Annotated in this window: 20 protein-coding genes; 5 read left to right on the forward strand and 15 right to left on the reverse strand. The window is 71.9% G+C overall.

What is annotated here, in order from left to right:
• Positions 1-6 precede the first annotated feature (6 nt).
• The 7 genes from SLV14N_RS36260 to SLV14N_RS36290 form a co-directional block, all read right to left on the reverse strand.
• Positions 7-1,068 carry a serine protease gene (locus SLV14N_RS36260; RefSeq protein WP_263272642.1) on the reverse strand — a complete coding sequence of 354 codons (1,062 nt, stop codon included), beginning with the start codon at positions 1,066-1,068 and terminating at the stop codon, positions 7-9.
• Positions 1,069-1,077: 9 nt separating this feature from the next.
• On the reverse strand, positions 1,078-2,220 hold the full coding sequence (locus SLV14N_RS36265; protein WP_263272643.1) for a serine protease: 1,143 nt from the start codon (positions 2,218-2,220) through the stop codon (positions 1,078-1,080).
• Positions 2,217-5,204, reverse strand: coding sequence for an AAA family ATPase (locus SLV14N_RS36270; protein ID WP_208686961.1), 2,988 nt, complete (start codon positions 5,202-5,204; stop codon positions 2,217-2,219). Before SLV14N_RS36270 ends, SLV14N_RS36265 begins: the two co-directional genes overlap by 4 nt.
• Before the next feature lie 10 nt (positions 5,205-5,214).
• Positions 5,215-6,342 (reverse strand): hypothetical protein, encoded by a 1,128-nt coding sequence (locus SLV14N_RS36275; protein ID WP_208686963.1) that lies wholly within the window; start codon positions 6,340-6,342, stop codon positions 5,215-5,217.
• A gap of 7 nt (positions 6,343-6,349) precedes the next feature.
• Complete coding sequence (locus tag SLV14N_RS36280) at positions 6,350-7,285, reverse strand: alpha/beta fold hydrolase (RefSeq protein WP_263272644.1); 936 nt, start codon at positions 7,283-7,285, stop codon at positions 6,350-6,352.
• Between the two features lie 18 nt (positions 7,286-7,303).
• Positions 7,304-8,200, reverse strand: a complete 897-nt coding sequence (locus SLV14N_RS36285) for a DNA/RNA non-specific endonuclease (RefSeq protein WP_263272645.1) — start codon at positions 8,198-8,200, stop codon at positions 7,304-7,306.
• A gap of 174 nt (positions 8,201-8,374) precedes the next feature.
• Positions 8,375-8,566, reverse strand: a complete 192-nt coding sequence (locus SLV14N_RS36290; protein WP_263272646.1) for a DUF6381 family protein — start codon at positions 8,564-8,566, stop codon at positions 8,375-8,377.
• A 428-nt stretch (positions 8,567-8,994) separates the two neighbouring features.
• On the opposite strand from SLV14N_RS36290, the gene SLV14N_RS36295 reads away from it, so the two are divergent.
• Positions 8,995-10,008 carry a hypothetical protein gene (locus SLV14N_RS36295; RefSeq protein WP_263272647.1) on the forward strand — a complete coding sequence of 338 codons (1,014 nt, stop codon included), beginning with the start codon at positions 8,995-8,997 and terminating at the stop codon, positions 10,006-10,008.
• Between the two features lie 238 nt (positions 10,009-10,246).
• Here the strand turns inward: SLV14N_RS36295 and SLV14N_RS36300 are convergent, their stop codons facing one another.
• The 3 genes from SLV14N_RS36300 to SLV14N_RS36310 all read right to left on the reverse strand — a co-directional run bounded on the left by SLV14N_RS36300 (position 10,247) and on the right by SLV14N_RS36310 (position 15,815).
• Complete coding sequence (locus SLV14N_RS36300; RefSeq protein ID WP_208686973.1) at positions 10,247-10,744, reverse strand: DUF6328 family protein; 498 nt, start codon at positions 10,742-10,744, stop codon at positions 10,247-10,249.
• Complete coding sequence (locus tag SLV14N_RS36305; RefSeq protein WP_208686975.1) at positions 10,741-13,299, reverse strand: ATP-dependent Clp protease ATP-binding subunit; 2,559 nt, start codon at positions 13,297-13,299, stop codon at positions 10,741-10,743. The genes SLV14N_RS36300 and SLV14N_RS36305 overlap by 4 nt, the downstream gene beginning before the upstream one ends.
• Positions 13,300-13,586: 287 nt before the next feature.
• Positions 13,587-15,815, reverse strand: coding sequence for an FUSC family protein (locus tag SLV14N_RS36310; RefSeq protein WP_208686977.1), 2,229 nt, complete (start codon positions 15,813-15,815; stop codon positions 13,587-13,589).
• A gap of 288 nt (positions 15,816-16,103) precedes the next feature.
• On the opposite strand from SLV14N_RS36310, the gene SLV14N_RS36315 reads away from it, so the two are divergent.
• A complete protein-coding gene (locus tag SLV14N_RS36315) occupies positions 16,104-16,700 on the forward strand; it encodes a PadR family transcriptional regulator (protein ID WP_208688274.1) in 597 nt (198 codons plus the stop codon).
• A gap of 129 nt (positions 16,701-16,829) precedes the next feature.
• On the forward strand, positions 16,830-17,315 hold the full coding sequence (locus SLV14N_RS36320) for a YfbM family protein (RefSeq protein ID WP_208686979.1): 486 nt from the start codon (positions 16,830-16,832) through the stop codon (positions 17,313-17,315).
• A 22-nt stretch (positions 17,316-17,337) separates the two neighbouring features.
• Here SLV14N_RS36320 and SLV14N_RS36325 read toward each other — a convergent pair whose 3' ends face one another.
• A complete protein-coding gene (locus tag SLV14N_RS36325) occupies positions 17,338-18,321 on the reverse strand; it encodes an acyl-CoA dehydrogenase family protein (protein ID WP_208686981.1) in 984 nt (327 codons plus the stop codon).
• A complete protein-coding gene (locus tag SLV14N_RS36330; protein WP_208686983.1) occupies positions 18,321-19,496 on the reverse strand; it encodes an acyl-CoA dehydrogenase family protein in 1,176 nt (391 codons plus the stop codon). The genes SLV14N_RS36325 and SLV14N_RS36330 overlap by 1 nt, the downstream gene beginning before the upstream one ends.
• Before the next feature lie 241 nt (positions 19,497-19,737).
• Here SLV14N_RS36330 and SLV14N_RS36335 point away from each other — a divergent pair, with 241 nt between their 5' ends.
• Together SLV14N_RS36335 and SLV14N_RS36340 are read left to right on the forward strand one after the other, a co-directional pair.
• Positions 19,738-20,520 (forward strand): SDR family oxidoreductase, encoded by a 783-nt coding sequence (locus SLV14N_RS36335; RefSeq protein ID WP_208686985.1) that lies wholly within the window; start codon positions 19,738-19,740, stop codon positions 20,518-20,520.
• 132 nt (positions 20,521-20,652) lie between these two features.
• A complete protein-coding gene (locus SLV14N_RS36340) occupies positions 20,653-21,810 on the forward strand; it encodes an acetyl-CoA C-acetyltransferase (protein ID WP_208686987.1) in 1,158 nt (385 codons plus the stop codon).
• Positions 21,811-21,891: 81 nt separating this feature from the next.
• Here SLV14N_RS36340 and SLV14N_RS36345 read toward each other — a convergent pair whose 3' ends face one another.
• Genes SLV14N_RS36345 through SLV14N_RS36355 form a run of 3 tightly spaced genes read right to left on the reverse strand, consistent with a single transcriptional unit; the run spans position 21,892 to position 24,574 of the window.
• Positions 21,892-22,995, reverse strand: a complete 1,104-nt coding sequence (locus SLV14N_RS36345; protein WP_208686989.1) for a nitronate monooxygenase family protein — start codon at positions 22,993-22,995, stop codon at positions 21,892-21,894.
• Entirely contained in the window at positions 22,992-23,738 is a 747-nt protein-coding gene (locus SLV14N_RS36350) for a CoA-transferase subunit beta (RefSeq protein ID WP_208686991.1), read from the reverse strand. The genes SLV14N_RS36345 and SLV14N_RS36350 overlap by 4 nt, the downstream gene beginning before the upstream one ends.
• Positions 23,735-24,574 carry a CoA transferase subunit A gene (locus tag SLV14N_RS36355; protein WP_208686994.1) on the reverse strand — a complete coding sequence of 280 codons (840 nt, stop codon included), beginning with the start codon at positions 24,572-24,574 and terminating at the stop codon, positions 23,735-23,737. The genes SLV14N_RS36350 and SLV14N_RS36355 overlap by 4 nt, the downstream gene beginning before the upstream one ends.
• Between the last annotated feature and the right edge of the window lie 2 nt (positions 24,575-24,576).

The raw sequence follows: 24,576 nt of genomic DNA on the forward strand, positions 1-24,576 counted from the left end.
GGCGGCTCAGACGAAGTTGATCTCCGCCCGGCCCAGCAGCGGATCGTCCACCAGCTGCCACAGCGGCACGGCGAAGTTGCCGAAGCCGTAGCGGCCGCCGAAATGCAGGCCCAGGACCCGGTGGTCGGTGAGGTCGATGACGGGTGAGCCGCTGTTGCCGCCGAGCGTGGAACAGTCGTGCTTGATGACGTTTTGGTCCGGCACCAGCTCCGTGGCGGTGCCGGGCTGCAGCCGCTTGACGTTGTAGATGTCCATGAAGATCCGGCGCATCGACTCCGGCTCGTTGCGCCGGCCGTCGTACGCGGGATAGCCGACGCAGTACACCGGGCGTCCGGGCAGGTCGGCGGGCGCGTCCGCGGCCACGGCCAGCGGAGCGGGCAGCGCCCCGCCACCGGCCGGCGGCGCGACCCGCAGCAGGGCCAGGTCCACGTCCTCGTGGATGCCCAGCACCTCGACGACGTCATAGGCGGGGCCGCCGACCGCCTCGCCGCCGTACTCCTCGCCCATGTCGAGCCGGGCGCCGATGCCCTGCTGAAAGGTCCAGCCGGTGCTGTCACCACGGGCGAACTCCGCCGCCACATGACGGTTCGTCATCACCACGTCCGGGCCGACCAGGAACGCCGTGCCCAGCCAGTCCAGGCTCAGATGCCCGGACAGCTCGACCCGCCCCACCCGGGAGAGCGACGCACGGATCGCCGCCCGGTGGCCGTCCAGCACCGCCCAGTCGCCCTGCTGCGGCGCGAAGTCATGGTTCTGGACGAGGATGGCGGGGCGGCCTTCGAGCAGCACGATGGCTTCCATGCCGAAGGACTCGTCGTCGTCGATCTCGTCCGCGCGCCCCTCGGCGAGCTTCTCCAGACCGCTGACGCCCGCCGACAGCACCCGGGTCCGCTCCTGCCGGGCGAACTGCGCGATCTGCCCGGCGGGCAGCTCCTCGGCGGGCAGTTCCTCCAGGGATTCGGGGATCTCCCAGGACAGCCCGTCCTTCACCCGCGCCGCGACCTCCCGCAGATCCGAGAAGACCTGCTCGGGACCGGCCGCCACCGGTGATCTGCGCCGACTGTGCATCTCGCCTCCTCAGCCGCGCTGGGCGGCCTGTTGTGCCGTCTCGATCTCGGCATGGACACCGGGGCTGCTGGTCTGCAGATGGCGCATGATGCTGCGCATCTGGGTGCCGACATTGACGAAGGCCGTCGTCTTGCCCTGGAACAGCACGTTCTCCACCCGTCGCGTCCCCCGGTGGAGCGCCACCACCTTCCAGTCGTCCGTGAACACCGGCGACCCCGACGACCCGCCGCGGGTGTCGGTGAAGTAGCGGACATCGTTCTCGTCCGCCTCGTAGACGAGGTTGTTGCGCAGCGCGACCCGCTTCGGCTGGCCCCCTGGGTGCTGGATGATGTTGACGGCCACATAGTCGCCGCCGGCGACCTTCAGCGGTTCCGCCGCCAGCCTCAGCACCGGCCGCGCCGGCTCGGCGGCCAGCCGCAGCACCGCATAGTCGAGCGCCGCGTCCGCGGCGACGAGTTCGCTGACGGTGGCCTCCGCCGTCTCCACCTCATCGGTGTCGAAGTCGAACCGGGCGAGGGTGTGCCGGGCCTGGAGGCCCAGGTCCTCGGCGTCGGCCACCGGCCGCCCCTCCCCGGTCCCGGTCCTGGCGTTGACCACATGGTGGTTGGTGACCAGCAGGTCCGGAGCGATCAGCCACCCCGTACCGGAGTGCGGGAAACCGTTCGGCTGCAGCGGAGCGCCCCCTTGGTACGGCGGCACCTTGAGCCGGGCCACCGCGCCGCCCGCCAGCTCACCCCCGCGCAGGAAGCCGATCGGCACCGTGTCGTCGCGGTGGACGATCTGTTCCTTGAGCTCCGCGGCGGGGGAGGGCAGCCCGGCCAGCACATCCGGCTCACCGCCCGCCTTCCGTGCCACCTCGTCCAGGGCCTTCTGGAACACGGTGAGCGGCCCGGCCTCGGTGGTCTCGGCGACGGCGTTGCGCAGCCAGATCTCCAGCGGCACCGAGCCGTCCACCAGCCGCTCCACCCGGTTCATCTCGTTCAGGTCGGAGTGCGCCTGCCGTCCGGGCGCCGGATGGAGCGGCAGCGTGCTGCGGTACCGGGGCATGATGCCGTCGAGCAGCAGCGGCCGGACGGTGGGGTCGGCCAGTCCGGTCTCCACCGAGGCGTCCAGCACCTGGCGGATCTCGTCGGGTGAGAGATAGGCGGTCATCGGTCATCGGGCCCCGCGGGGCCGCTCCCTTCCTCCGGCGTACGGTTCTCGCGTTCCGGCCCGGAGGCCGCGTGGGCCGCCGAACGGGCCCCGGTGCCCACGCCCATGGCCGCGGCCACCCCGGCGACGATCTCCCCGCTCTTGTCGGGTACGGCCAGCAGCCGCCGGGCGAGGGTGCCAAGGGTGCCGCGGTCCCGGGCCAGCCGCAGGATCCCGGCGATACCGGTCGGCGCGCCGCCGGCCGGCTGCCGGGACGGTCCCGCGGCCTCGTTCAGGATCCCCATCACCCGGCCCAGCAGCGCCGGTTGCCGGCTGGTCGCGCGGCGCATCGCCGCTCCCAGGGTGTCCAGCGTCTCGTCGTCGGCCGGCAGCCCCACCACCTCCAGCGCATGGTCGAGCGCGCCGGGGGCCCGGTCGTAGATCTGCGAGGCGACCGCGCGGACCAGCACCGGCTGGTCGGCGAGCACGGCATCGGGCAACATCCGCAGCCGCTCGGCGAGTTGCTGGTCCGCCTCCGGGTCGGCGCCGTCGGCGCCCGCCGTCAGCCGGGCGCGGGCCAGCAGCGCGCCCATCGCTTCGAGGTCCTGCCCCAGACCGACCGCGACATCCTCCGCCACCCGCAGCGCCCGGTCCGCACTCGCCAGGTCGCCGGCCTCCTCCGAGAGCCGGGCGGAGAGCAGCAGCAGCTCCAGCCGGCGCTCCCCGCAGCCCGCGCGCTCCGTCGCGTCGATGGCGTCCGCCGTGGCCCGGCGGGCCTCCTCCCGCCGCCCGAGCCGGTTGAGGGCCTCGGCGTGCAGGGCGTGCAGGGGGCTGCAGGGTGTCCAGGGCTGCCGTCTGCCGAGCCGTTCGAAGGCCGCCTGGGCGTAGCCCTGGGAGAGCAGGTCCTCCACCTCGCGGGCCGCGATCCGCTCCCAGTCCTCCTGGTCGGCGCCCGCCGCGATCTGATCGGGAGTCCCGCCGCCGAGCCGGGCCGTCAGCAGGCCCGCGGCCCTCGGCGTCATGTCCTGCTGCGCCCCGACCAGGAACCGCTCGACGCCCGGCAGCCACCGTTCCTCCACCGAGCGCGGGTTCTCGTCGAGCCGCAGCCGGTGGTAGATCTCCTCGGCCCGGGCCTCCAGGCCGTCGCGCGCGGCGTAGTGCTCGACCGCGCGCCGCTCGACGGCGCGCATCACGGCGGTGCGGTCGCCGCCCGGCAGCCGCAGCATGATGGCGCGGACATCGCTGCGGTAGCGCACGGCGTCCGGGCGGACCGGCTCGACCATGTCCAGACGGCTGAGCTCCTCGAAGAGCGCACCGGCCTGGTCCGGCGTCGCCACGTGCAGCCCGCAGGGCCCGGCGAGCACCTCCTGGATGATCTCCGGGGTGATGACCCGGAGCACCAGCCCGGGGTGGGCGAGCCGGCGTACCTCCTCGTTGCCGATATGGCTGAGGATGCGCTCGTAGAGGATCCCCTGGACCAGCAACTGGTCGACCCGGCGGAAGACCTGATGGCGGCGTTCGGGCAGGCTGCGGATCAGCTCGCAGGTCCCTTCGGCATCCAGTCCCGCAAGCGTGGCGGCCCGTGCGGCCAGTTTCAGACTGAGCGGATGGCCGCCGACCCGGTCCGCCAGCGCCCGTGCCACCTCGGGGTCCTTGACCCCGCAGGACGTCAGCAGGCTGACGGCCGCCTCCGGATCGAGTTCACCGAGTTCGATGTCGAGTGATTTGACGGGCTTCGCCGGATGCTCGACCGGCGCCCGCCCGGAGACGATGAGCCGCATCCGCGGGTAGATGCTCTGGAACGAGAGATAGATCGCCACCATCCGCCCCACCACCGGCGATCCGCGGTACTGCGCCTCCTCGAACGAGTCGACGACCAGCGCGAACGGCGGGTCCTCCGGGTGCTCCCCGTCCTTCCGGTCCGCCACCGCCCGCCGCAGGACATCGGCGAGCCGGCGGATCAGATCGGTCTCCCGTCCGGCGGCCAGCGACTGGAACTCCTGCGAGGAGCGGCGCCCCAGCACGGCCCGTGTGGTGGCGAGTTCATGCAGCTGGCTCACCCGCTCCTGCCCCTCCCGCTGGCTGCGGGCCGCCTGCTGGCACTCGTGTGCCAGCGCGTCGAGCTCGGCGCGGTGCGTTGGGAACTGGATGCCGAGCTGCCGGGCCGCCTCGGCGATCAGCGTGACCGGTTCCTGGATCGAGAGGGTGGGCCGCTCGAAGTCGATATAGGCGAAGGGGAAGCAGCCGGCCGGGTGGTGGATGCTGTCGAGCACGAACTTGGCGAGGAGGGTGGTCTTGCCCATCCCGCCGGGACCGTGCACGACCAGCGGGGGGACCAGCGCCGGGCGCTGCGGATGACCGTCCGGCTGTGCTCCGGCCGCCGGGGAGCCGCCGGGCAGGAGGACATAGTCCCGTAGCTCCTCGAGTTCACGCCTGCGCCCCTGGAACGGCCACCGTACGAGGCGCTCCAGGGGATCGAGCAGCCTGGCCCGCTCCAGGGTGAGCTGCAGCTCCGCGGTGTCCGGCAGCCCGGTCGTGCCCGGTACCCGCGAGAGCCACAGCACCGCCTGGAGGGCGTCGGCCAGTTCGTCGGTGGTCAGCCCGTCCGTCGCCGGGGGGAGGCCGGAGAGATAGGCCAGACAGAAGCGTTCCGGACCCGGTTCGGCCGGAAGCTGGTCGAGATGGCACTCCAGGACGCGCCGGGCGGCCCCGGGCCCCGCCAGCCCGCGCAGCGTCCGGTCCCGCACATCGGACTTGAGGGACCACCCGCCCTGGTCCTGCATCCCCATGGTCGTGCAGTCGTCGACCAGTTCCAGGACCGCGCCGCCGGTCGGGGCCTCCTCACCGGGCAGCCGGAGCCGCTGTGGATCGAAACGGCTCAGCAGACAGGCCGCCTCCCGGTAGGCCCGGCGGGCGTCGGAGACCTCCTGGGGCCGCTCCTCACCCGTGTGCAGCTCCGCGCGTAAGCGGGCGACGAACAACTCCCGTGCCGCGGAGGGGTCCATCGGGGGGCGGTCAGAGGGACTGGTAGACACGGATGGCCCCCTCCGCTGCCGTGCAGAGTTTCCGCATATAGCTCTCGCGGTCCCCACCGTTCGCCTCGGTGGCCTGGAGCACCTCGTGCACGGCCGCGTCCACGAGCGTGGTGATGACGGATTCCCGGAGCTGCCCCGTACCGAGGGCCTCCGGTGGCGACTCGTGGAAGGCCTGGTCGAAGAAGGTGCGCAGATCGTCGGGTTCGGCGATCCGCGCGGTGTCCCAGGCCAGGTTTCCCCGCAGGTCGTAGGGGAGTTGACGCATCGAGCGCCCGTACCCGAGGAGCACCAGGCGGGGCGCCTGGTCTCCGCGGACGGCGGCGTGCTCGTAGATGGCCATGCCGAGCTGTCCGATGAAGTCCCACACATCGGAGCTGGGATCGAGCTTGTCGCATTCGTCGAGGACCAGCCAGAAGCGCTCCTCGACGGCGGTGGCCCGGCCGGCCACCCAGTGCGCAGCCTCGTCGATCGACGGCAGCAGGTCGTTGAGTTCCGTGGGGTTCAGCGGTGCGGCGCCCTCCTGCGGATCGGCGACGAAGTCGGCCAGCCGACGGACGACCTTGGCGGCGGTCGCGGTGTGCGACAGGGTGACGCGCACCGGACGGAATCCGCTGTGCTGCCCGATATGGCGAAGGAAGTTGTAGGTGTACGACCTGCCGCTGCCCGGCTCGCCGTCGACCAGCAGAATGAACGTATGGGGGTCCGCGACGAACCGGCGCAGGGTCTCCCGCAGATCCTGGCGGCCGATGAAGGCCTCGGTGCCGTTCTTCAGGACACAGGTGCGGAAATTGTCCCGTGCGGCGTGGGCGCGGAAGTCCTCCCGCAGCCGGGCCAGGAATTCCTGGGCCTTCACGATGTCCGGAAGCACGGCCAGCCGGTCGATCGTGGTGACGGCCTCGACGAGTCGCAGCTGCCGCTGGATATCGGTGCGTGACTGGTGCACGAGCGTGCGGGCATTGTCCGTGCTGAGATGCGTCAGCCGCAGCGCGCCGATGAATTCCGGCGGGAATCCGTACTGGGCGAGCTGTGTATGCGGATCGGTGGTGTCGAGCAGATAGTTGCGCACCCACGTGGTGACCAGGTCCCACTCCGTTTCCGTCAACGGCATGCCGCACCTACCCGCCACCGTCGAAGATCCGCTGAACCGGTGTCCTGACCTCGTGCTGCGAGAGATATTCGCTGATGCCGTGGTGATTGCTGCTGTCATTCGTGACCAGCAGATCGGTGACCCGTTCCTGCGGGGCGTACTCGGGCCGCAGAGTGTGGTCGAGAGCCACCAGGTCCCGCAGGTCCGAGGCGTTGCGCCAGGCCGCCACCCCGGCCGGGACCGCCGGCGGCCGCGCCAGATGGTCCTGCACCTCGGAGATCGCCAGCGGCGATCCGACGGTGACCAGCAGCTCCACCTCCCGGCCCTGCTCCATCAGCACCTCGTAGGCGATGATCGTGCCCAGGCTGTGGCCGACCACCACCAGCGGGCCGCCGTCCACGCCCGCCAGCGTCTCCTTGACCACCTCGCGCATCGCCGGCCCCGCCCCGCCGAAGAAATAGGCGTGCACGTCCTTGAAGGCGTGCTTGACCAGCAGCCGGAACACCGCCATACGGCCGGACCGGGGCATCGGCAGCGCCTCCAGCGGCAGCTCCGCACCGGGCTCCTCGTCCTCCCCGGCCTGTGCCAGCGTGTCCGCGAGATACGTCATGTCCCGCAGCCAGTCGACCAGCGCGCTCTCATCGGCCCCGGCCCGCCCCTCCAGCGCGATCTCACCGGCTTCGAGCCGCGCTTCACCCAGCGTCCGCGCCACGAAGTCCTCCGGCGGCTCCGCCCCGGCCCGGTCCGCGGCGGCCGGCATCTCCTCGATCAGCTCCGTCCGGCCGTCCAGCGGATCCGGCCGGAAATCGGGGAGCGGAGCCGGATACCGCACCGGGGCCCAGTACGCCATCCGCGACGCCCCGGCCATGTCCCGGCCGAACAGCGCGGTGTCCCACTGGGACTTGAGCAGCTCCGAGCGGACCTTGTTCCCGTTTCCGTGGACATAGACGACCCTGGGTTGCATTGCTCGCGCCTCCCGGCCTCAGCCGCGCTGCAGCATGATGTCGTCGTACGACGCGAGCCGCTGCCAGCGCTCGGCCGGGGCGAGGACGACGGGCATCAGATCGACGGCGGGCAGCGGCCCCAGGTCCAGCGAGGTCAGCTCGGCGACATCCTTGACCGGCACCTGGTACGTCCGGAACGCACCCAGCGGCGGCGGCGCGCCCGCCTGTGCACCGGCCAGGGCCCGCTCGGCGTCCCGGGTCAGATCGGGGCTCTGGTCGAGGACGTACGCCGTCGCCGCCAGCGCGCCGTCCTGGAGGAAGGCCGCCACCTTCCAGAAGCGCAGCGGCACTTGTACGCCCCGGTACGGCGGGTCGGAGTCGTGCAGTACGGGTCCGGTGAGGACGGCAAGCTTGCGGTCGAAGTCGGCGGCGTGGTCGAGCAGATAGTTCTCCAGCCCCTGCCACAGCTGCTTGCCCTGGTTGAAGACATCAGCCTGCGGGGCGGCATTGGTGTAGTGAAAGGTGTCCTCATTGGCCTGGTTCGCCTCCGCGGCCGTACCCCACACGGGGTCGAGCCGGCGCACCAGATGTCCCCTGTCCAGGGAGTTGTCGCGGTACACGTCATTGCCCGTCTGGTGGGCCCTGTCCAGCCGCGGATCGAACTGCCAGCTGCTCTCCCGTGGCACGTTCTCCAGCAGGCGCTGACCGTCGATGCAGACCGCGGTGGCCACCGCCATCCGCCGGTCCGGGCGCAGCACCACGGTGAAGTGGGTGTAGGGCAGCACCACCGTCTCCACCTCGGGACGGCTGGGCAGCGGCAGCGGTACCCGAACCCCGAGGAAGTGCTCGTCATAGCCCGCACGGTCCACCAAGGGCGGCCGGGAAGCGGTCCCGGCCGTCGCGCCGGCGGCCCGCGGGGAGTCTGATGGGATCATGGGATTAGCGCTTCCCGGTGGTGCGGAGCGCCGATCGGTGCCCACCTCGAAGCCACTCGAACAGCCGCGCGCCTCGGCGCCGCTCCGTCTGCGGCGGGACCGTTCAGACGGTGGGGCGCGGCGCCGCCTTCGGACGCCGGCGGGCCACGGGGCCAGATCCCGTTTGCCGGGGCCTCAGTCGGCAGGGTAGATGTCTCCGCTGGCCATACCGCTTTCCTGCTCGCTCTGGGACCGGAGCCTGCGCGCCTTCTCCTGAAGCCGCTTCCGCTCCTCCGGGTCGCTGGTCCGCTCCGCGGCCGCCTGCAGTTCCTGGGCCTTGTCCCGCATCTGCTGGATGCGTGCGCGTGATTCTCCTGATGCGCTCATGATCTGTCCTTGAACGGTGTGGGGAGAGCTGCATTTACCAGCTAATCAGGGTCGACGGCCCTTGGCACTCGGGCGTCACGCTCCGTACGGGTGGGTGTCCGGGCGTAATTCCCGGAGCGGAAAAGGCATCGCGCGCGCCCTTTTATCCGGGGGTGCGGAACCGGACCGGTCCGGCCGGAGCGTGACCGCCGGCCGCGGCACGCCCGGGTATACCGGCGTGTCTCCACCGGATGGCCTTCCTGAATGGCGAGGGCGGCCCGTAGGGACGTTGGCTGAAGCACAGCACGCTCAAAGTCCGCCGAGTGTCAGCGCTTCTGGTGTTTGACGCTCCCCTCGTTCAGTGGAGTCCCTCCATGTCATCCGAACCAGCTCTTTGTGGGGGCGACGCCGAACTGTCCTCGACAGAACCCGGCGAGCACTTTCCGCCCATGACCCCTGAGAAAAACTCGGCCCGCACACTTCTGTGGGAGGCAGTCACCCATCGGCCCTTGGAGGAAGTCGCTGCTCTTGTAGAACGGCTCAAGCGCAGTGGCGACGTTCCCAACCCCGGCGACGAAGCCCTGCGCATGGCGGTCGTTGCCCGTCCGGTGAGCGAGGTCGCTGCGCTCTTCGACATGCTCAGCGCCACCCCGCACACCGCGGAATCGAGCCATGACGCACTGTGCGCGGTGGCCGTCGACCGGTCCGTGGAGGAGGTGGCGCAGCTGATCGAGCTGTTCGACCGGACGAACGGCGGCGGTGCCGAGGCCCACGGCCTCATGGATCACTTCCCGCCCGGCCCCGGCGGATACGGCGGTCCCGGCGGCCAAGGCGGTCCCGTTGACCCCGTCGAACCGGAGCGCACCGCGTCCATGCACGTCCTCGACCCCGATGTCCGCCCTCTGGGCCGCGACGGGCAGCCGATGTACACCGCGCACAACGAGTCCGCGATGCACCAGCAGCCCAGCCGTCCCCCCTGGGCCCAGCGGCCCGCCGGCGCCATGCCGCAGGGCGGTCCGCGCTGGGCGCCCGCGGACGAGGCGCCCCGCCAGCCGGGCTACGCGGTCCCCGGCGTGCTGCGGTCCGTACTGCGCTGGCCCGCGGCCCTGGCACTCGCACTGTGCGGGCTGAGCCATCTGCCGGTGAACACCTCGCACCTGCAGGGCGCCCAGGCGGCCGCCGGGCTCTCGATGGCCATCGCCATCGTCTACCTGCTGCTGGCCGGCTGGCTGGCGATGCACGACACCGCCCTGGTCTGGACGGTGAGCGCCGCCGCGGCGATGATCATCATCGCGCTGCACGCCCTGTCCCGGGCCGGGGTCTTCGCCCCGCTGGGCAGCGGCTTGGGCGACACCGGCATGTGGCCCGAACTGCTCGCGGTGGGGCTGGCGATCGTCAGCGCCGGGTTCGCGGGGGCGGCGCTGCTCTACCGCCCGCGCCGTATGCGTACGGCCGCCGCGTAACCGCCGACGGCACAGCGGCCGCCAAGGGCGCGGGCCGGGAACCCAGGTCAGGGTCCCGGCCCGCGCCCTTGGCGGGTGCGTCAGGGGCGCGGGCCGCCGTATTACCCGGCGGGCTGCCCTCCGTACGGTGCCATGTGGTCAGGAACTACCCGCCGGCCCGGCATTGGCGTTCTCGGCCTCCCGCCGGGCGGGTTCCGCCCCTGGACCACCGTGCCCCCATCGGGGCCGCACCGGGCGCTCATTCCCTGGCCGAGTACCGGTGCAGCACCCAGGTGGGCAGCGCGAACCAGCAGAGCATGAACCAGGCGACGAGCCCGCTGACGATCCAGGGGACGGCGGAGTCGTCCATCGCGATGCGCAGGATCAGCAGCAGGGCGGAGGCGACCGTCGCCAGGAGGAGCACGATCCCGACCATGGACAGGCGCCCGGCCCAGAGCACCGTCTCCGGCTTCAACCGGTGACCGGTGACCAGCCGGTGGAAGGTCACCGTCCCGATCAGCGCGCCGGTCGTGGCCGCCCCCAGCAGGACCGTCACCACGTAGATGGTCCGGTCGGTCTGTCCGAGCGTGGCGAAGCGCGGGGTGAAGACGACGGTGAGCAGAAACCCGAAGAGGATCTGCACACCGGTCTGTATGACCCGCACCTCCTGCAGCAGGTCGTTCCACCGCCGGTCGGCACGCTCTTCCGGCGACTCATGACGCCCCTGCGACGTCTCACGGGGGCCCAGCGCATTCACCTGGACTCCCGTTCCCTCTTGCCGGTACGGAACGCCAGCTCGTTGTTCTCCACCTCTACGCGCACCTCGTCACCGGACGACAGCGCACCGTCGAGCAGCAGCCGCGAGAGCATGTTGTCGATCTCGCGCTGGATGGTGCGCCGCAGCGGCCGGGCCCCGTATTCGGGCTGGTGGCCGCGGTGGGTGAGCCAGTCCACGGCACCGGGGGAGAAGTCCACGGCGATGTCCTGGGCATGCAGCCTGCGGCGGGTCCCGTCGAGCAGCAGCCCGGTGATCTGACGCAGCTGGTCGTCGGTGAGCCGGCGGAAGACGATGATCTCGTCGAGCCGGTTCAGGAACTCCGGGCGGAAGTGTTCGCGCAAGGAGCTCAGCGCCCGTTCCCGCGCGCCGTCGCCGGCCTCCGCCCCCGAGATGTCCGGGCCGAAACCGAGCACTCCCCGGCCGCCGCTGAGCGCATCGGAGCCGAGGTTGCTGGTCATCACGATGACGGTGTTCTTGAAGTCGACCGTGCGGCCCTGGGAGTCGGTCAGATGCCCGTCGTCGAGGACCTGCAGCAGCATGTTGAAGACATCGGGGTGCGCCTTCTCCACCTCGTCGAGCAGCAGCAGCGAATAGGGGTGGTGGCGCACCGCCTCGGTCAGCTGGCCCGCATCCTCGTGGCCGACGTACCCCGGCGGTGCACCCACCAGCCGGCTGACGGTGTGCCGCTCCTGATACTCACTCATGTCCAGCCGCACCATGCGCTCCTCGCTGCCGAACAGCGCCTCGGCCAGCGCGCGGGCCAGTTCGGTCTTGCCCACACCGGTCGGGCCGAGGAAAAGGAAGCTGCCGATCGGGCGGTCGGGGTCGGAGAGTCCGGCCCGCGAACGCAGGATCGCGTCGGAGACGGCCGTGACCGCGTCGTCCTGTCCGATCACCCGGGTGTGCAGCCGCTCCTCCAGCCCGAGCAGCCGCTCCTTCTCCTCCTGGGTCAGACTGCTCACGGGCACGCCCGTCTGCCGCGACACGATCTCCGCGAGGTCCTCCGCGGTGACCTGCACGATGTGGCAGTCGCTCGGCGGCTCGGCCTGGCCGGCCTCGATCCGTGCGGCGAGGTCGGCGATCCGGTCCCGCAGCTCGGTGGCCCGTTCGTACTGCTCCGCGGCGACCGCCTGGTCCTTGTCCCTGACCAGCTGCTCCACCTCGCGTTCCAGATCGCGTACATCGGTGGCCTTGGCGCCCGAACGGAGCCGGACCCGGGCGCCCGCCTGGTCGATCAGGTCGATCGCCTTGTCGGGGAGGAAACGGTGGGCGATGTAGCGGTCCGAGAGCTCGACCGCCGCCAGCAGCGCCTCCTTCGTGTAGCGCACCTGGTGATGCGCTTCGTAGCGGTCCTGCAGTCCGCGCAGGATCTCCACGGTGTCGGAGACGCTCGGTTCGGGCACGAGGATGGGCTGGAAGCGACGGGCGAGCGCGGCGTCCTTCTCGATGTGCCGCCGGTACTCCTCCAGGGTGGTGGCGCCGATGACATGCAGCTCCCCGCGCGCGAGGGCGGGCTTGAGCATGTTGCTCGCCTCCAGGGAACCGCCGTCCCCGCTGCCGCCGCCGGCCCCGACGACCGTGTGGAGCTCATCGATGAAGATGATCAGCGAGTCGGTGTGCGCGCGGACCTCCTCGATGATGGCGTTCATCCGCTCCTCGAAGTCGCCGCGGTAGCGGGTGCCGGCGACGACGGCCGTCAGGTCCAGCGCGACGACGCGACGCCCTGCCAGGGTGTCGGGGACGTCCCCGTCGGCGAGGCGCTGGGCCAGGCCCTCGACGATCGCGGTCTTTCCGACCCCCGCGTCGCCGACCAGCACCGGATTGTTCTTCCCCCGGCGGGAGAGCACCTCGATGGTCTGCTCGATCTCCTCGTCACGGCCGATGACCGGGTCGATCCGGCCCGCGCGGCCCAGGTCGGTCAGATCGCGGCTGTATTTGTCGAGCGTCGGGGTGTCGTGCTTCGGTGCGGCGCCGTGCTCGGTGCCCGGGTGCGCGGCGCCGGGACCGCCCTGCGGGGCGGCCTGCGGCTCGAAGTGGGCGAGGTTCAGAATGCGCCCCGCCGCCGAGTCCGGATTGGCCGCCAGGGCGTCGAGCACATGCTCCGGGCCGATGTACGAGGCACCGTTGTCCCGCGCCAGCTCGTGCGCGCTCAGCAAAGCCCGCTTGACCGCGGGCGTCACGGCGACGCTGGCCTGTTTCGGGCCCGAACCGGCGGCGCGGTCGATCTCGGCCGCCAGCGCATCGGGGTCCGCCCCCGCGTGCTGGAGCATGCTGCGGGTCGGTTCGGCCGCCAGGGCGGCCCGCAGGAGGTGCTCGGTGCCGAGCTCGGGACTGCCGTGCTCGGCGGCGTAGGCGGCTGCGGAGGTCACCAGATCCCGGGCGGTGGCGCTCATCATGCGCGCGATGTCCGCCTGCCGGGGCATGGGCTGCCCCTGCTCACCGCCCGTGGACCGCGCGGAACCGAAGAAGCGCGCGAGGAAGTCACCGAACGGGTCCGGGCCGTAACCCTCCGGACCCATGAATCCATTGCTCATGTGTGTCCGTTCCGCTGTCACGGCGGTACCGCGACATGCTGCCTTGTCGGGTGCCTTGTGCTGTTGCCTGATGCTCCTGCCCTGCCGGGTGCCCGGAAGACGCGACGCGACACGTCGTACGCGACTCCACTGCTTCAGGATCAGGGCCCGCAACTCCATCCGCACCCGGGCAGCCGGAGCCGGGCACGCCCCGTCCCGCGCCATACGTCCGGCCCGCCGCGCCCCACGCGGCACCGGACGCGGGAGAGCCGCGGCGTAAGTGGTCCCCGGGGCGGGCGGCGGAGGCGTCACATCTCCTTGTGGATACGGGTCAGATCGGCGGTGAGGGCGTCGAGCCAGATCACCGAGTCGAGGAGCAGCGCGGCGGAGACCGCGCGGGCCTCCGTGTCGGGGCTGTCGCGTGAGATGGCCGGGGTGACCGCCAACAGGGCGCGGATATCGAGTGGTTGCGGATGGTCCTGAGGCGGACCGTGGTCCGTGCAGAGGTGCCGGGCGAGGGACCGGTAGTCGGCCGCCGTGCGGTCGGCGGCGTGGCGCAGCCAGGTGCCGACGTCCTGCGAGGCGATCCGGCCGGGGCGGTCGGGCAGCAGCCGCTCTCCGCGCCGCGCGTCCTTCCCGGCCACCAGCAGCACGGGCCAGTCCGGCTGCGGGGAGTCCTCCCGTGGCTCGGACTGGTACTGGGCCAGGCTCTCCTGCGCGAGGCCGAGGGCGCGGTTGAGGGCGAAGGTATCGGTGCTGCCGGAGCGTTCGACGACCCGTGCGGTGGTGTACCCGATGGCGTCGGCGATGGCCGAGCACAGCCCCGCCATGCTTCTGCGCACCTCGCTGCCCGCGCCCCGCGGCCAGGCCACCAGCCCGCAGGCCAGCCCGATGACGCTGCCGACCAGCACATCCACCAGCCGGACCGGGGCCAGCTGCCAGGTGACGGGGGAGACCTGGGCGAACAGCGTGGCCACGACCAGGGTGAAGCCGCCCTGCGCCCAGGCCAGCCCGCGCAACGGCCCCGCGGTGAACGCCACCAGCATGACCACCGGCAGCACGACGGCGTACACCGTGTCCCGGTCGTGGACCAGCGCCAGCATCCCGCCCGCCAGCACCGCACCGACCAGCGTGCCGGTGAGCGCCTGCCGGACCGCGGACCAGGTCTCCAGACTGGTCGTACGGGTCAGGGTGAGCGTGGCGAGCAGGACCCAGAAGCCGTGCTGCAGGTCGAGGAGTCCGGCGGTGGCCCGGGCCGCGGCCAGCCCGAGCGCGAACCGGCAGGCGTTCTGGAAGATCACCGAGCGGGGTGTGAGGTGCATGGTCAGCCGCTGCCACCACAGCTCCGGCCAGCGGGCCCGCGCGTAGGCGAAGGTGTGCCCGGCGGGGTTCCGTTCGACGGTACGGTCGCCGAGCATCAGCCGGGTGGCCAGGACGAGGACGACGGCGCAGTCGGCGGCCTGCACCACCTGGGACCGGCGGCGCAGATAGACCAGCCGCTCGTCGGTACCGAGCCGTTCCAGGGTGTCCACGGCCCGGTGGGCGCGGACCGGGGCCAGCTCTTCCTGGAGGGCCGTGGCGGACGGCCCCGCGCCGGGCCGCAGCCGCTTCCCCTGCCGCAGCGCGTCCGCCGCCCCGCGGGCGGCGGCGCTGATGCCCTTGAGCAGCGCCACCGTCTCCGGCTGGTACTTCCGGTGCGGCCCGGCCCCGGTGTGCAGGTCGTCCAGCCGGGCCAGCAGGGTGCGGACGGCTTCGGCGGCGTGCGCCATGGCCTTGTGCGTCAGGGTGGGGGAGGCGGGCCGGTCGGCGGGCGGCACACAGGTGGGACGGAGCGCCTCCCCTGCAGTGTGCGCCTGGGCGAGCGCCTGTACGGGCGGGGGCCCGCCGTGGTGGTCGGCCAGGCGCGCGGCCGCGTCGGCGGCGTCGGCCAGCAGCCGGCGGAAGGACGGGGTGTCCGGTTCGGGCATCAGGAAGCGCTGGGCCAGTGCCAGCAGGACCGCTCCCAGCAGGAAGCCGGACAACCGCTGGCCCAGGAAGTCCGGGGCGTAGGGCGGGAAACACGGCAGGATGTAGAGCAGCTGCATCCCGGGTGCCGCCCCGGCGATCCGCGGGCCGGTGGTGCCCGCGTACGCCACCACGAAGCCGATGACGAGCATGCCGACGACGGCCGCCCAGGTCTGGACGGCGAGCAGCGTGCCCAGCGTGACCAGCACGAGCCCGGCGGGGATCGCGGTGAGCACGGTCGTGGCGCGCTGCCGCCCGGATCCGGGAATCCGGGCGAGCGCACCGAGCGACACCACGGTGAAGGTGGCGTAGACGGACATGACGGTCAGGCCGAGCCCGTAGCGGCAGAGATAGAAGGCGGCACAGGAGGCGGTCGTCACCCGGACCGCGTTGCCGACCACCGTGCGGTGCCCCTGCAGTCCGTGTTTGCCGTGCTCCAGCAGGTAGCGCAGCCTGCGCAGCCTGGCCTTGACGGGCCCGCCGGCCGAACGCCGCGGCCCGGACCCCGGAGAAGCTCCCTGCTGAGGGCTCACCTTTCCACTATTGGGCAGCGGGTCCCGGTCCGCACCCGCCGCCGGGCAGCCCCGGACTCCGCGAACGGCCGCGCCTCGAAGGCCCTCTGCCGGGGCGCCGAGCCGAGTGACACCCGCCACTCACACGTCTCCTGCCCGGCGACGCCCCGCTCCGCGCCCAGCCCACCTCCCGGAGGTGTTTCCAACAGACATACCTCTAGCAGGAATGCCAAGGAGCAGGACGGGAGTTGGCGATGAGCGGCCGGGCGGGGGACCGGCGCGGACCGTAGGATGCGCGACGTGACGGAGATGAGGGCGGGCGCCGCGGACACCGGCGATGCCGAGCGACCGGCGCTGCCGGCGACCAGTTGGGCGGTGCTCGGGCTGCTCTCCTTCGGTGAGGAGCTGTCCGGCTACGACCTCAAGAAATGGTCCGACTGGTCGCTGCGCCTCTTCTACTGGAGCCCCTCCTTCAGCCAGATCTACGGCGAGCTGAAGCGTCTGGAGAAGGTCGGTTACCTCACCTCGCGGATGGTCGCCCAGGAGACCGGCAACCGCGACAAGCGGGTCTATGTGATCACCGACGCGGGGATGGCGGCGGTCCGTCACTGGGCGCGCGAGGCGCCCGTGGAGCCCCCCGTCCTCAAACACGGCGTGATGCTGCGGATGTGGCTGGGCCATCTGCTGGAGACCGACCGGATGCGGGAGGTGCTGGGCCGGCACCGGGAGTACGCGGAGACCATGCGGCAGCGCGCCGAGGTGGACGTCGAGGACGCCTGCGGCGAGGAGGCCTGGGCCTATCCCGCACTCGTCCTGAAGTGGTCGGAGCGCTACTACGCCTCCGAACGGGACCTGGCCGATGCCATGCTGGCCGACCTGGACGAGCGGGACCGCCGGCGCCTGTAGGGCGTGCGCCGAGCGGGCCGCCGCGGGGCGAGTGAGGTGACGGCGCCGTTGTCAGAGCCCTGTGGAACACTCGCCGTCACCGTTCGAGAAACGGATCGAACTAGCGGTGGACCAGGGGGGATTGTCTTTATGGCCGTGAGCATCGGCTTCATCAGTGCGACAACGGAGGAGCTGGACAGGGCGGAGAAGGATCCGAGTTGGGCCAATGAATACGTCTTCGAGCTCTACGCCGACGATGACTTCCCGAGGCCGGACCGTCCCTGTGGTGACCCGGACAAGGCATGGGCCGGCCTCCAGTTCCTGCTCGACGAGACGGATGTGCGGCTCGACTTCCTGATGGACGGGTTCCCGATCCTGGAGGACGGCTCCCTGTTCGGATGGTCTGCGGAGCAGATCGAGAGCGTGGCCCGGCAACTGCAGGCGACCCCGTGGGAGCAGTTGGCGGCCCACTACGCCCCGGAGCAGATGACGAAGGAGGGCGTGTACCCCAACATGTGGAGTTTCGACGCCGAGGGCGAGCTGGAGTGGCTCGAGCGCGCCTACGAGGACCTTGTCCCCTTCTTCGTCAAGGCGGCCGACGGTGGATACGGGGCCTTTATGACCTTCAGCTTCTAGGGCAGACGCTTCCTGGGCGGTGTCAGCCCGTGAGGACCCGGGCCCGGCAGTCGGCCGGGGTGCCCCAGGCGTCCCGGAGCGGGCGGGCCTTGCGGATCCACAGCGAGAGGTCCAGTTCCTCCGTGTATCCGAGGGCGCCGTGCAGTTGGAGTGCCGTGCGCGCCGCGGTATGGCCGGCCTCGCCCGCCGCGACCTTCGCCGCCGCCACCTCCCGGCCCGCCGAGGGGGCTCCCGCGGCCACCGCCAGGGCCGCCGCATGCACCAGCGGCTGGGCGAACTCCAGCGCGATGAGGGTGTCCGCCAGCCGGTGCTTGACCGCCTGGAACGAGCCGATGGCCACCCGGAACTGGGTGCGCTGCTTGACGTAGGACACCGTCGCCGCCAGCAGGGCGCGGCCGAGGCCGAGGGACTGCGCGGCGGTGGCCAGCCGTGCGACCTCGACGGCGTGCGCGGCGGCCGCGGTCACCGCGGGGCCCCGGGCCACCACCGTGCCGCCGAGCGGGCGGGCCGCCCGCCGGGCCGGATCGAGGGTGGTCTGCACCGGCCCGTGGGTGTCCGTCCGGCACACCGTGTCGCCCTGTACGACGAGGACGGCGTCGGCGGCATCCGCGTCCAGGGCGTACGGCCCCGCCCCGGCGCACAGGCTGAGGACGGCCTCGCCCGCGGCGATCCGCGGCAGCCACTCCCCGGCCAGGGAGTCTGATCCCAGACGCTCCAGGAACACGGCCGCCGCCACCGTCTCCACCAGGGGACCCGGAACGGCATGCCGTCCCAACTCAGTGAAGGAAAGCGCCAGTTCGACCGGCAGCAGACCCGTCCCGCCGTGCCGCTCCGGAACGGCGAGCCCGAACACCCCCGCCTCCGCGAGCCGCGCCCACAGCGCCCGGCCCGGCTTGTGCTCCCCGGCCGCCCAGGCACGCACCACGGCCGGTGTGCCGGACGCCCCCAGCATGCCGTCCAGCGTCCGCGCGAACTCCCGCTGCTCATCGGTCAGGAGGAACCGCATCACCGGCGTCCCTTCGGCAGGCCGAGCAGCCGCTCGGCGATGATGTCGCGCTGGATCTCGTTGGTGCCGGCGTAGATCGGCCCGGCGAGCGAGAAGGTGTAGCCCTCGGCCCAACTCCCGTGCGCGGGCGCCTCGTCGGCGTCATCGGCGAGCATCCCGTACGGGCCGAGCAGGTCCAGGGCGGTCTCGTGCAGGGCGATGTCCAGCTCGGACCAGAAGACCTTGTTGAGGCTCGACTCGGCGCCGAGGCCCCCCGCCTCACCGGCGACGAGCCGGGAGGCGTGGGCGTAGGTGAAGAGCTGATAGGCGCGGGCGCCGACCCATGCGTCGGCCACCCGGTCGCCGAGGGCCGGAGCGGCCCCCTCGGGGGTCTCGCGCCACAGTGCGGTCAGTCGCTCGGCGGCCGCGGTGAAGCGGCCCGGACTGCGCAGCGTCAGCCCGCGTTCCTTGCCGGCGGTGCTCATCGCGATCCGCCAGCCCTGCCCCGGCTCGCCGATGACCTCCGCGTCGGGCACGAAGACCTCGTCGAGGAAGAGTTCGGCGAAGGCGGGCTTGCCGTCGAGGCGGCCGATGGGGCGTACCGTCACACCCGGTGCGTCCAGCGGGAACATCAGATAGGTGAGCCCCTGGTGCGGCCGGGCGGCGTCCGGATCGCTGCGGAACAGCCCGAAGGCGCGGTCGGCGAAAGCGGCCCGGGACGACCAGGTCTTCTGCCCGCTCAGCAGCCATCCGCCGTCGGTCCGTACGGCGACCGAGCGCAGCGACGCCAGATCCGACCCGGACTCCGGCTCCGACCAGGCCTGCGCCCAGATGACCTCACCGCGCGCCATGGGGCCGAGCACGCGGGCGCGTTGCTCCTCGGTGCCGTGCTCGAAGAGGGTCGGGGCGAGCAGACTGATGCCGTTCTGGCTGACCCGCCCGGGGGCGCCCGCGGCGTAGTACTCCTCCTCGAAGACCAGCCACCGCAGGAGCGAGGCGCCCCGGCCGCCGTACTCCTCGGGCCAGGTGACGACCGACCAGCGGTCCGCGGCGAGCCGGTGCTCCCACTCCCGGTGCGCGGCGAATCCTTCCGCGGTCTCCAGCGACGGCAGCGGGGTGGCGGGTACATGGCCGGCGAGCCAGGCGCGTGCCTCGGCCCGGAACTCCTCGTCCGCGGCGGTGAATTCGAGGTCCATCAGGCGCCCGCCCCCTGGGGGCAGGGGAGGTGCCCGTCGCGCGGGGGCGTCTCGTCATGGGCAGCGGGCATCGCCATCGCCTCCTTCTCTAACAAGTGTTTGGTAGGTTAACGTGTCGCCAGGAGCAGCGTCGAGGCCCCACCACAGATGAGGCCCCACCACAGGCGAGCGCCTTCGCTGTTCCGCGACCGGATCGCCCGGACCTGGACCGGCCTGGAGACCATCCGCTGGAGGCTCGCGTATGACACCGCCCCCTTACGTGCCCGGCCACCATCTGCTCGACGGCCGGACCGCCGTCATCACCGCGGCCGCCGGAGCCGGCATCGGCGGTGCCACCGCCCGGCGGTTCCTGGAGGAAGGCGCCCGCATCGTCATCGGTGACGCCCATGCGCGCCGTCTGAAGGAGAGCACCGAGGCGCTCACCGCGGAGTTCGGCGCCGGCACGGTGGCTTCCCTGCCCTGCGATGTCACCGACGAAGACCAGGTCAACGCCCTGCTGGAGCTGGCGGAAGAGCGCCATGGCCGGCTCGACATCGTGGTCAACAACGCCGGGCTCGGCGGCACCGCCGATCTCGTCGCGATGACGGACGAACAGTGGGGCAAGGTTTTGGACGTGACGCTGAACGGGACCTTCCGCTGCACCCGGGCCGCGCTGCGCCGGATGAAGGCCACCGGCAGCGGAGGAGTGATCGTCAACAATGCCTCCGTCGTCGGCTGGCGCGCCCAGCGCGGCCAGGCCCACTACGCCGCGGCGAAGGCCGGGGTGATGGCACTGACCCGCTGCGCCGCCATGGAGGCCGCCGAGTACGGCGTCCGCGTCAACGCGGTCTCGCCCAGCCTCGCCCTGCATCCGCATCTGGTGAAGGTGACCACCCCCGAGCTGCTCGCGGAGCTCACCGAGCGCGAGGCGTTCGGCCGCTACGCCGAACCCTGGGAGGTCGCCAATGTCATCGTCTTCCTGGCCGGCGACTACGCCTCGTACATGACCGGCGAAACGGTGTCCGTCAGCTCCCAGCATGCGTGAGCCGCAGCTGCCCGGCACCGGCCGGGGCGCGCGCACCGAACCGCCCCGGGGAGTCCGCCGCCCGCATCTGCCGACGGCATCGCCTTGCGGAACCGACCGGCACCTCCGCAGAATCTGACCAGGGAGACCACCATGTCCGAGGCCTACATCGTTGACGCGGTCCGCACCCCGGTCGGCAAGAAGGGCGGCGGTCTGTCCGCCGTCCACCCCGCCGACCTGGGCGCCCATGTACTGACGGCGCTGATGGCACGCACGGGAGCCGATCCGGCCGCCGTCGAGGACGTCGTCTTCGGCTGTCTGGACACGGTGGGGCCGCAGGCCGGGGACATCGCCCGGACGTGCTGGCTGGCCGCCGGACTGCCCGAGGAGGTGCCCGGTGTCACCATTGACCGCCAGTGCGGCTCCTCCCAGCAGGCCGTCCACTTCGCGGCCCAGGGCGTGCTCTCCGGCACCCAGGACCTGGTGGTCGCGGGCGGCGTACAGAACATGTCGCAGATCCCGATCGCCTTCGCCAGCCGCCAGGCCGCCGCCCCGCTGGGCCTGACCGACGGCCCGTTCGCCGGTTCCGAGGGCTGGCGGGCCCGCTACGGCGCGGCGCCCGTCAACCAGTTCCACGGTGCCGAACTCATCGCCGCCAAGTGGCACCTCTCCCGCGAGGACATGGAGGAGTTCGCGCTCCGTTCGCACCGGCGGGCCGTCCGCGCCATCGACGAGGGCCGCTTCGACCGCGAAATCGTTCCCTACGGGGAGGTCACCACCGACGAGGGGCCACGGCGCACCACCTCGCCGGAGAAGATGGCCGCCCTGCCGCCGGTCGTCGAGGGCGGCCGGCTGACCGCGGCGGTCTCCTCGCAGGTCTCCGACGGCGCGGCCGCCATGCTCCTCGCCTCGGAGCGGGCGGTGGCCGAGCACGGTCTCACCCCGCGCGCCCGCATCCACCATCTGTCGGTGCGCGGCGAGGACCCCATCCGGATGCTGTCCGCACCGATTCCGGCGACGGCGTACGCGTTGAAGAAGGCGGGTATGTCGATCGGCGACATCGACCTGGTCGAGATCAATGAGGCGTTCGCCCCCGTGGTGCTGGCCTGGCTGAAGGAGACCGGTGCCGATCCGGAGCGGGTCAATGTCAACGGCGGCGCCATCGCCCTCGGCCACCCGCTCGGCGCGACCGGCGTCCGGCTGATGACGACACTGCTGCACGAACTGGAGCGCACCGGCGGCCGGTTCGGGCTGCAGACCATGTGCGAGGGCGGCGGCCAGGCCAATGTCACGATCATCGAGCGTCTCTGACGGTCGCACGGCACGAGGGCCTCACCCGCCCTGCCGCGGCCCGGCCGGAAGCTCCGGCCGGACCCGGCGGCAGCGGGCCGCTCAGCGCCGTGGGTCCGGCAGAAGCGGGCCGCTCAGCGGTGGGTCCCGCGGCAGCGCGGCCAGCGTCCGGCGCGCCTCGGCCATGATCCGGTCGACGAGCTCCGCACACGACGGCAGATCCTCGATCACCCCGGCGACCTGGCCGGAGGCCATCACCCCGAGATCGGTGCGCCCCTCGACCATCGACGCCTTCAGCAGCATCGGTGTGTTGGCCGCGAGCAGGACCTGGCTCCAGGAGAGGTCCTTGCCGTGTCTCATCGCCAGGCCGTCACGCACCATCTGGGCCCAGCTCAGACCGGACAGCTTCCTGAACGACGCGGCATGGCGCACCGCCCGGAGCAGCGTGGTGCCGCGCCCGGACCGCTCCAGCGTCTCGACCAGCTCGCTGCGCAGCATCCGGTGCGGCAGACCGTCCACCTTCGTGGTGACGGTGATGTCCTTGACGGCCGCCGCCAGATAGCGGGCCTGGACGGCGGGCGGCACGGTGCTGTCGGACGTCAGCAGAAACCGGGTGCCCATCGCGATCCCCGCCGCACCGTAGGCCAGCGCCGCGACCAGACCGCGGCCGTCGAAGAAGCCGCCCGCGGCGATCACCGGGATGTCGACCGCGTCCACGACCTGCGGGAGCAGCACGGTCGTGGCGACGTTCCCGGTGTGCCCGCCGCCCTCCCCGCCCTGCACGAGGACCGCGTCCGCGCCCCAGGCCGCCACCTTCTCGGCATGGCGGCGGGCCCCCACGGACGGGATGACGACGACCCCCGCATCCTTGAGCCGGGCGATCAGCTCACGGGACGGGGCCAGGGCGAACGAGGCGACCCGTACGCCCTCCGCCACGATGAGGCGCACCCGCTCCGCCGCATCCCCCGCGTCGGCCCGCAGATTGACTCCGAAGGGCGCGTCCGTACGGGACTTGACCTCGTGGACCGCCGCCCGCAGCTGCTCGACGGTCATGGTCGCCGAGGCGAGGATGCCCAGGGCGCCCGCGTTGGCCGCGGCCGAGACCAGCCGGGGCCCGGCCACCCATCCCATACCGGTCTGCACCAGGGGATGGCGCACCCCGACGAGCCTGGTCAGCGGGGTCTCGATCCCGGTCGTGGCCGTCATACCGGCGGCACCTCGCGGTCGCGCAGCCCGTCCGGGTCGATGACCGCACGGATCAACCGCAGTTCCGTGGCGGTCGGCTCCCGGGTGTACGGCACCTCGTCGGGCAGGGCGAGCGGGAAGCCGGTGGCCGCCTGGACCTCCCCGGCCGTCACACCGGGATGGACGGAGGCGAGCCGCATGGCCCGGTCCGGGGTCGCGAAGTCGAGGACGCCGAGGTTCGAGACCACACGCGGAATGCGGTGGTAGCGGGTCGCGGACGGGCCGGCGGCGGCCGCGCTGTCGTATCCGACCCCGCTGATCATGTCGACCTTCTCGACGAAGACCCGCCGCGAATGCTTCGGCACCCAGTAACTCACCGGATTGTTGAGGGTGTTGACGGGTGCGCCGCGTACCCCGAGGAGCTGGCGGGCGGGCTGCTGCCAGTCGCCGATGCAGGAGATGTTCTGGTTGCCGAAGCGGTCGAGCTGGCTCGCGCCCATCATCACATGGCGTCTGCCGCCGGTGACCATGGTGAGGTGCCGGCGGTACGGAAGCCAGCCCTCGGCCGCCCCGTCGAGACCCACGAGCATCGCCTCGCCGTCGGTGAGCAGCAGATCGGGCGAGAAGGTGCGCTTGGCGAGCCGGGCGCCGATCGACGGGATCAGGCCCATCGGGCTGGCGAGCACCTCGCCGTTGTCACGCCAGGCGTCGGCGCAGGCGATCACGCAGTACTCGGCGCGGGTCGTGGTGGTGGTCCGGCTCACGTCTGCTCCTCGTGCCAGGTCTGGACCGCGGACTGGTAGGTCTTCTCGTCCCCGGCCAGGAACCGCTCGGCGAACTCCGGCCAGGGCGTGGTCGCATACAGCTTCTGGAAGGCCTCGTCACGGCCGTAGTCCGGGACACAGGAGGTGAAGTGCGCGCCCTGGGGTGCCTCCACGACCCCGGTGACCGAATGCCGGTTCACCAGCAGGGTCTGCGGGACGGCGGTGGCGAAGTCGTCCACGAGCCGCTCACAGGACAGGTACGCCTCGTCCGCCGCCTCGCAGAACAGATCGTCGAAGTACGGGTCGGGGCCCAGGTACTGGCCGTTGCCGAGGCGGTCGGCACGGTTCAGATGGACCAGGGCGGCGTCCATGCGCAGCGCCGGCACGGCGACGAGGGTCTCGCCGTCCTCGTACGGTGAGGTGACCGTCCGCAGACCGGGGTTGACACGCAGGACGTCGGAGCCGAGACCGGCCCGTACGGGGAGGAACGGCAGCCGGTTGGCGGCGGCGTGCAGGCCCCACATGAACATCGCCTCGTCGATCTCCATAAGTGCGAAGGCACCGCGCTGACGGGCCGCGCGGAAGTGCGGTTCGAGGGGGATCGAGTCCAGGGTCGCGAACGCCGCGACCAGCTTGCGGATCCGGCCCGCTGCGGCGAGCAGGCCGACATCGGGCCCGCCGTACGAGACCACGGTGAGATCGGTGACGTCGGAGCGGAGCAGCGCGCGCACCAGCGCCATCGGCTTACGGCGTGACCCCCAGCCGCCGATGCCGAGGGTCATCCCGCTGTGCAGCCGGGAGACGACTTCCTCGGGCGTCATGGTCTTGTCGGTCATGG

This window comes from Streptomyces sp. Je 1-4 4N24, from assembly GCF_026239515.1.
Lineage (GTDB): Bacteria > Actinomycetota > Actinomycetes > Streptomycetales > Streptomycetaceae > Streptomyces > Streptomyces nigrescens.

Bases quoted from the DNA above. Each gene is read 5' to 3' on its own strand.
- SLV14N_RS36335 (WP_208686985.1), top strand. From the start codon at position 19,738: ATGACACCGCCCCCTTACGTGCCCGGCCACCATCTGCTCGACGGCCGG.
- SLV14N_RS36270 (WP_208686961.1), bottom strand. From the start codon at position 5,204: ATGGACCCCTCCGCGGCACGGGAGTTGTTCGTCGCCCGCTTACGCGCG.
- SLV14N_RS36280 (WP_263272644.1), bottom strand. From the start codon at position 7,285: ATGCAACCCAGGGTCGTCTATGTCCACGGAAACGGGAACAAGGTCCGC.
- SLV14N_RS36340 (WP_208686987.1), top strand. From the start codon at position 20,653: ATGTCCGAGGCCTACATCGTTGACGCGGTCCGCACCCCGGTCGGCAAG.
- SLV14N_RS36265 (WP_263272643.1), bottom strand. From the start codon at position 2,220: ATGACCGCCTATCTCTCACCCGACGAGATCCGCCAGGTGCTGGACGCC.
- SLV14N_RS36325 (WP_208686981.1), bottom strand. From the start codon at position 18,321: ATGCGGTTCCTCCTGACCGATGAGCAGCGGGAGTTCGCGCGGACGCTG.
- SLV14N_RS36290 (WP_263272646.1), bottom strand. From the start codon at position 8,566: ATGAGCGCATCAGGAGAATCACGCGCACGCATCCAGCAGATGCGGGAC.
- SLV14N_RS36320 (WP_208686979.1), top strand. From the start codon at position 16,830: ATGGCCGTGAGCATCGGCTTCATCAGTGCGACAACGGAGGAGCTGGAC.
- SLV14N_RS36305 (WP_208686975.1), bottom strand. From the start codon at position 13,299: ATGAGCAATGGATTCATGGGTCCGGAGGGTTACGGCCCGGACCCGTTC.
- SLV14N_RS36295 (WP_263272647.1), top strand. From the start codon at position 8,995: ATGACCCCTGAGAAAAACTCGGCCCGCACACTTCTGTGGGAGGCAGTC.
- SLV14N_RS36285 (WP_263272645.1), bottom strand. From the start codon at position 8,200: ATGATCCCATCAGACTCCCCGCGGGCCGCCGGCGCGACGGCCGGGACC.
- SLV14N_RS36355 (WP_208686994.1), bottom strand. From the start codon at position 24,574: ATGACCGACAAGACCATGACGCCCGAGGAAGTCGTCTCCCGGCTGCAC.
- SLV14N_RS36330 (WP_208686983.1), bottom strand. From the start codon at position 19,496: ATGGACCTCGAATTCACCGCCGCGGACGAGGAGTTCCGGGCCGAGGCA.
- SLV14N_RS36260 (WP_263272642.1), bottom strand. From the start codon at position 1,068: ATGCACAGTCGGCGCAGATCACCGGTGGCGGCCGGTCCCGAGCAGGTC.
- SLV14N_RS36275 (WP_208686963.1), bottom strand. From the start codon at position 6,342: ATGCCGTTGACGGAAACGGAGTGGGACCTGGTCACCACGTGGGTGCGC.
- SLV14N_RS36315 (WP_208688274.1), top strand. From the start codon at position 16,104: ATGAGGGCGGGCGCCGCGGACACCGGCGATGCCGAGCGACCGGCGCTG.
- SLV14N_RS36345 (WP_208686989.1), bottom strand. From the start codon at position 22,995: ATGACGGCCACGACCGGGATCGAGACCCCGCTGACCAGGCTCGTCGGG.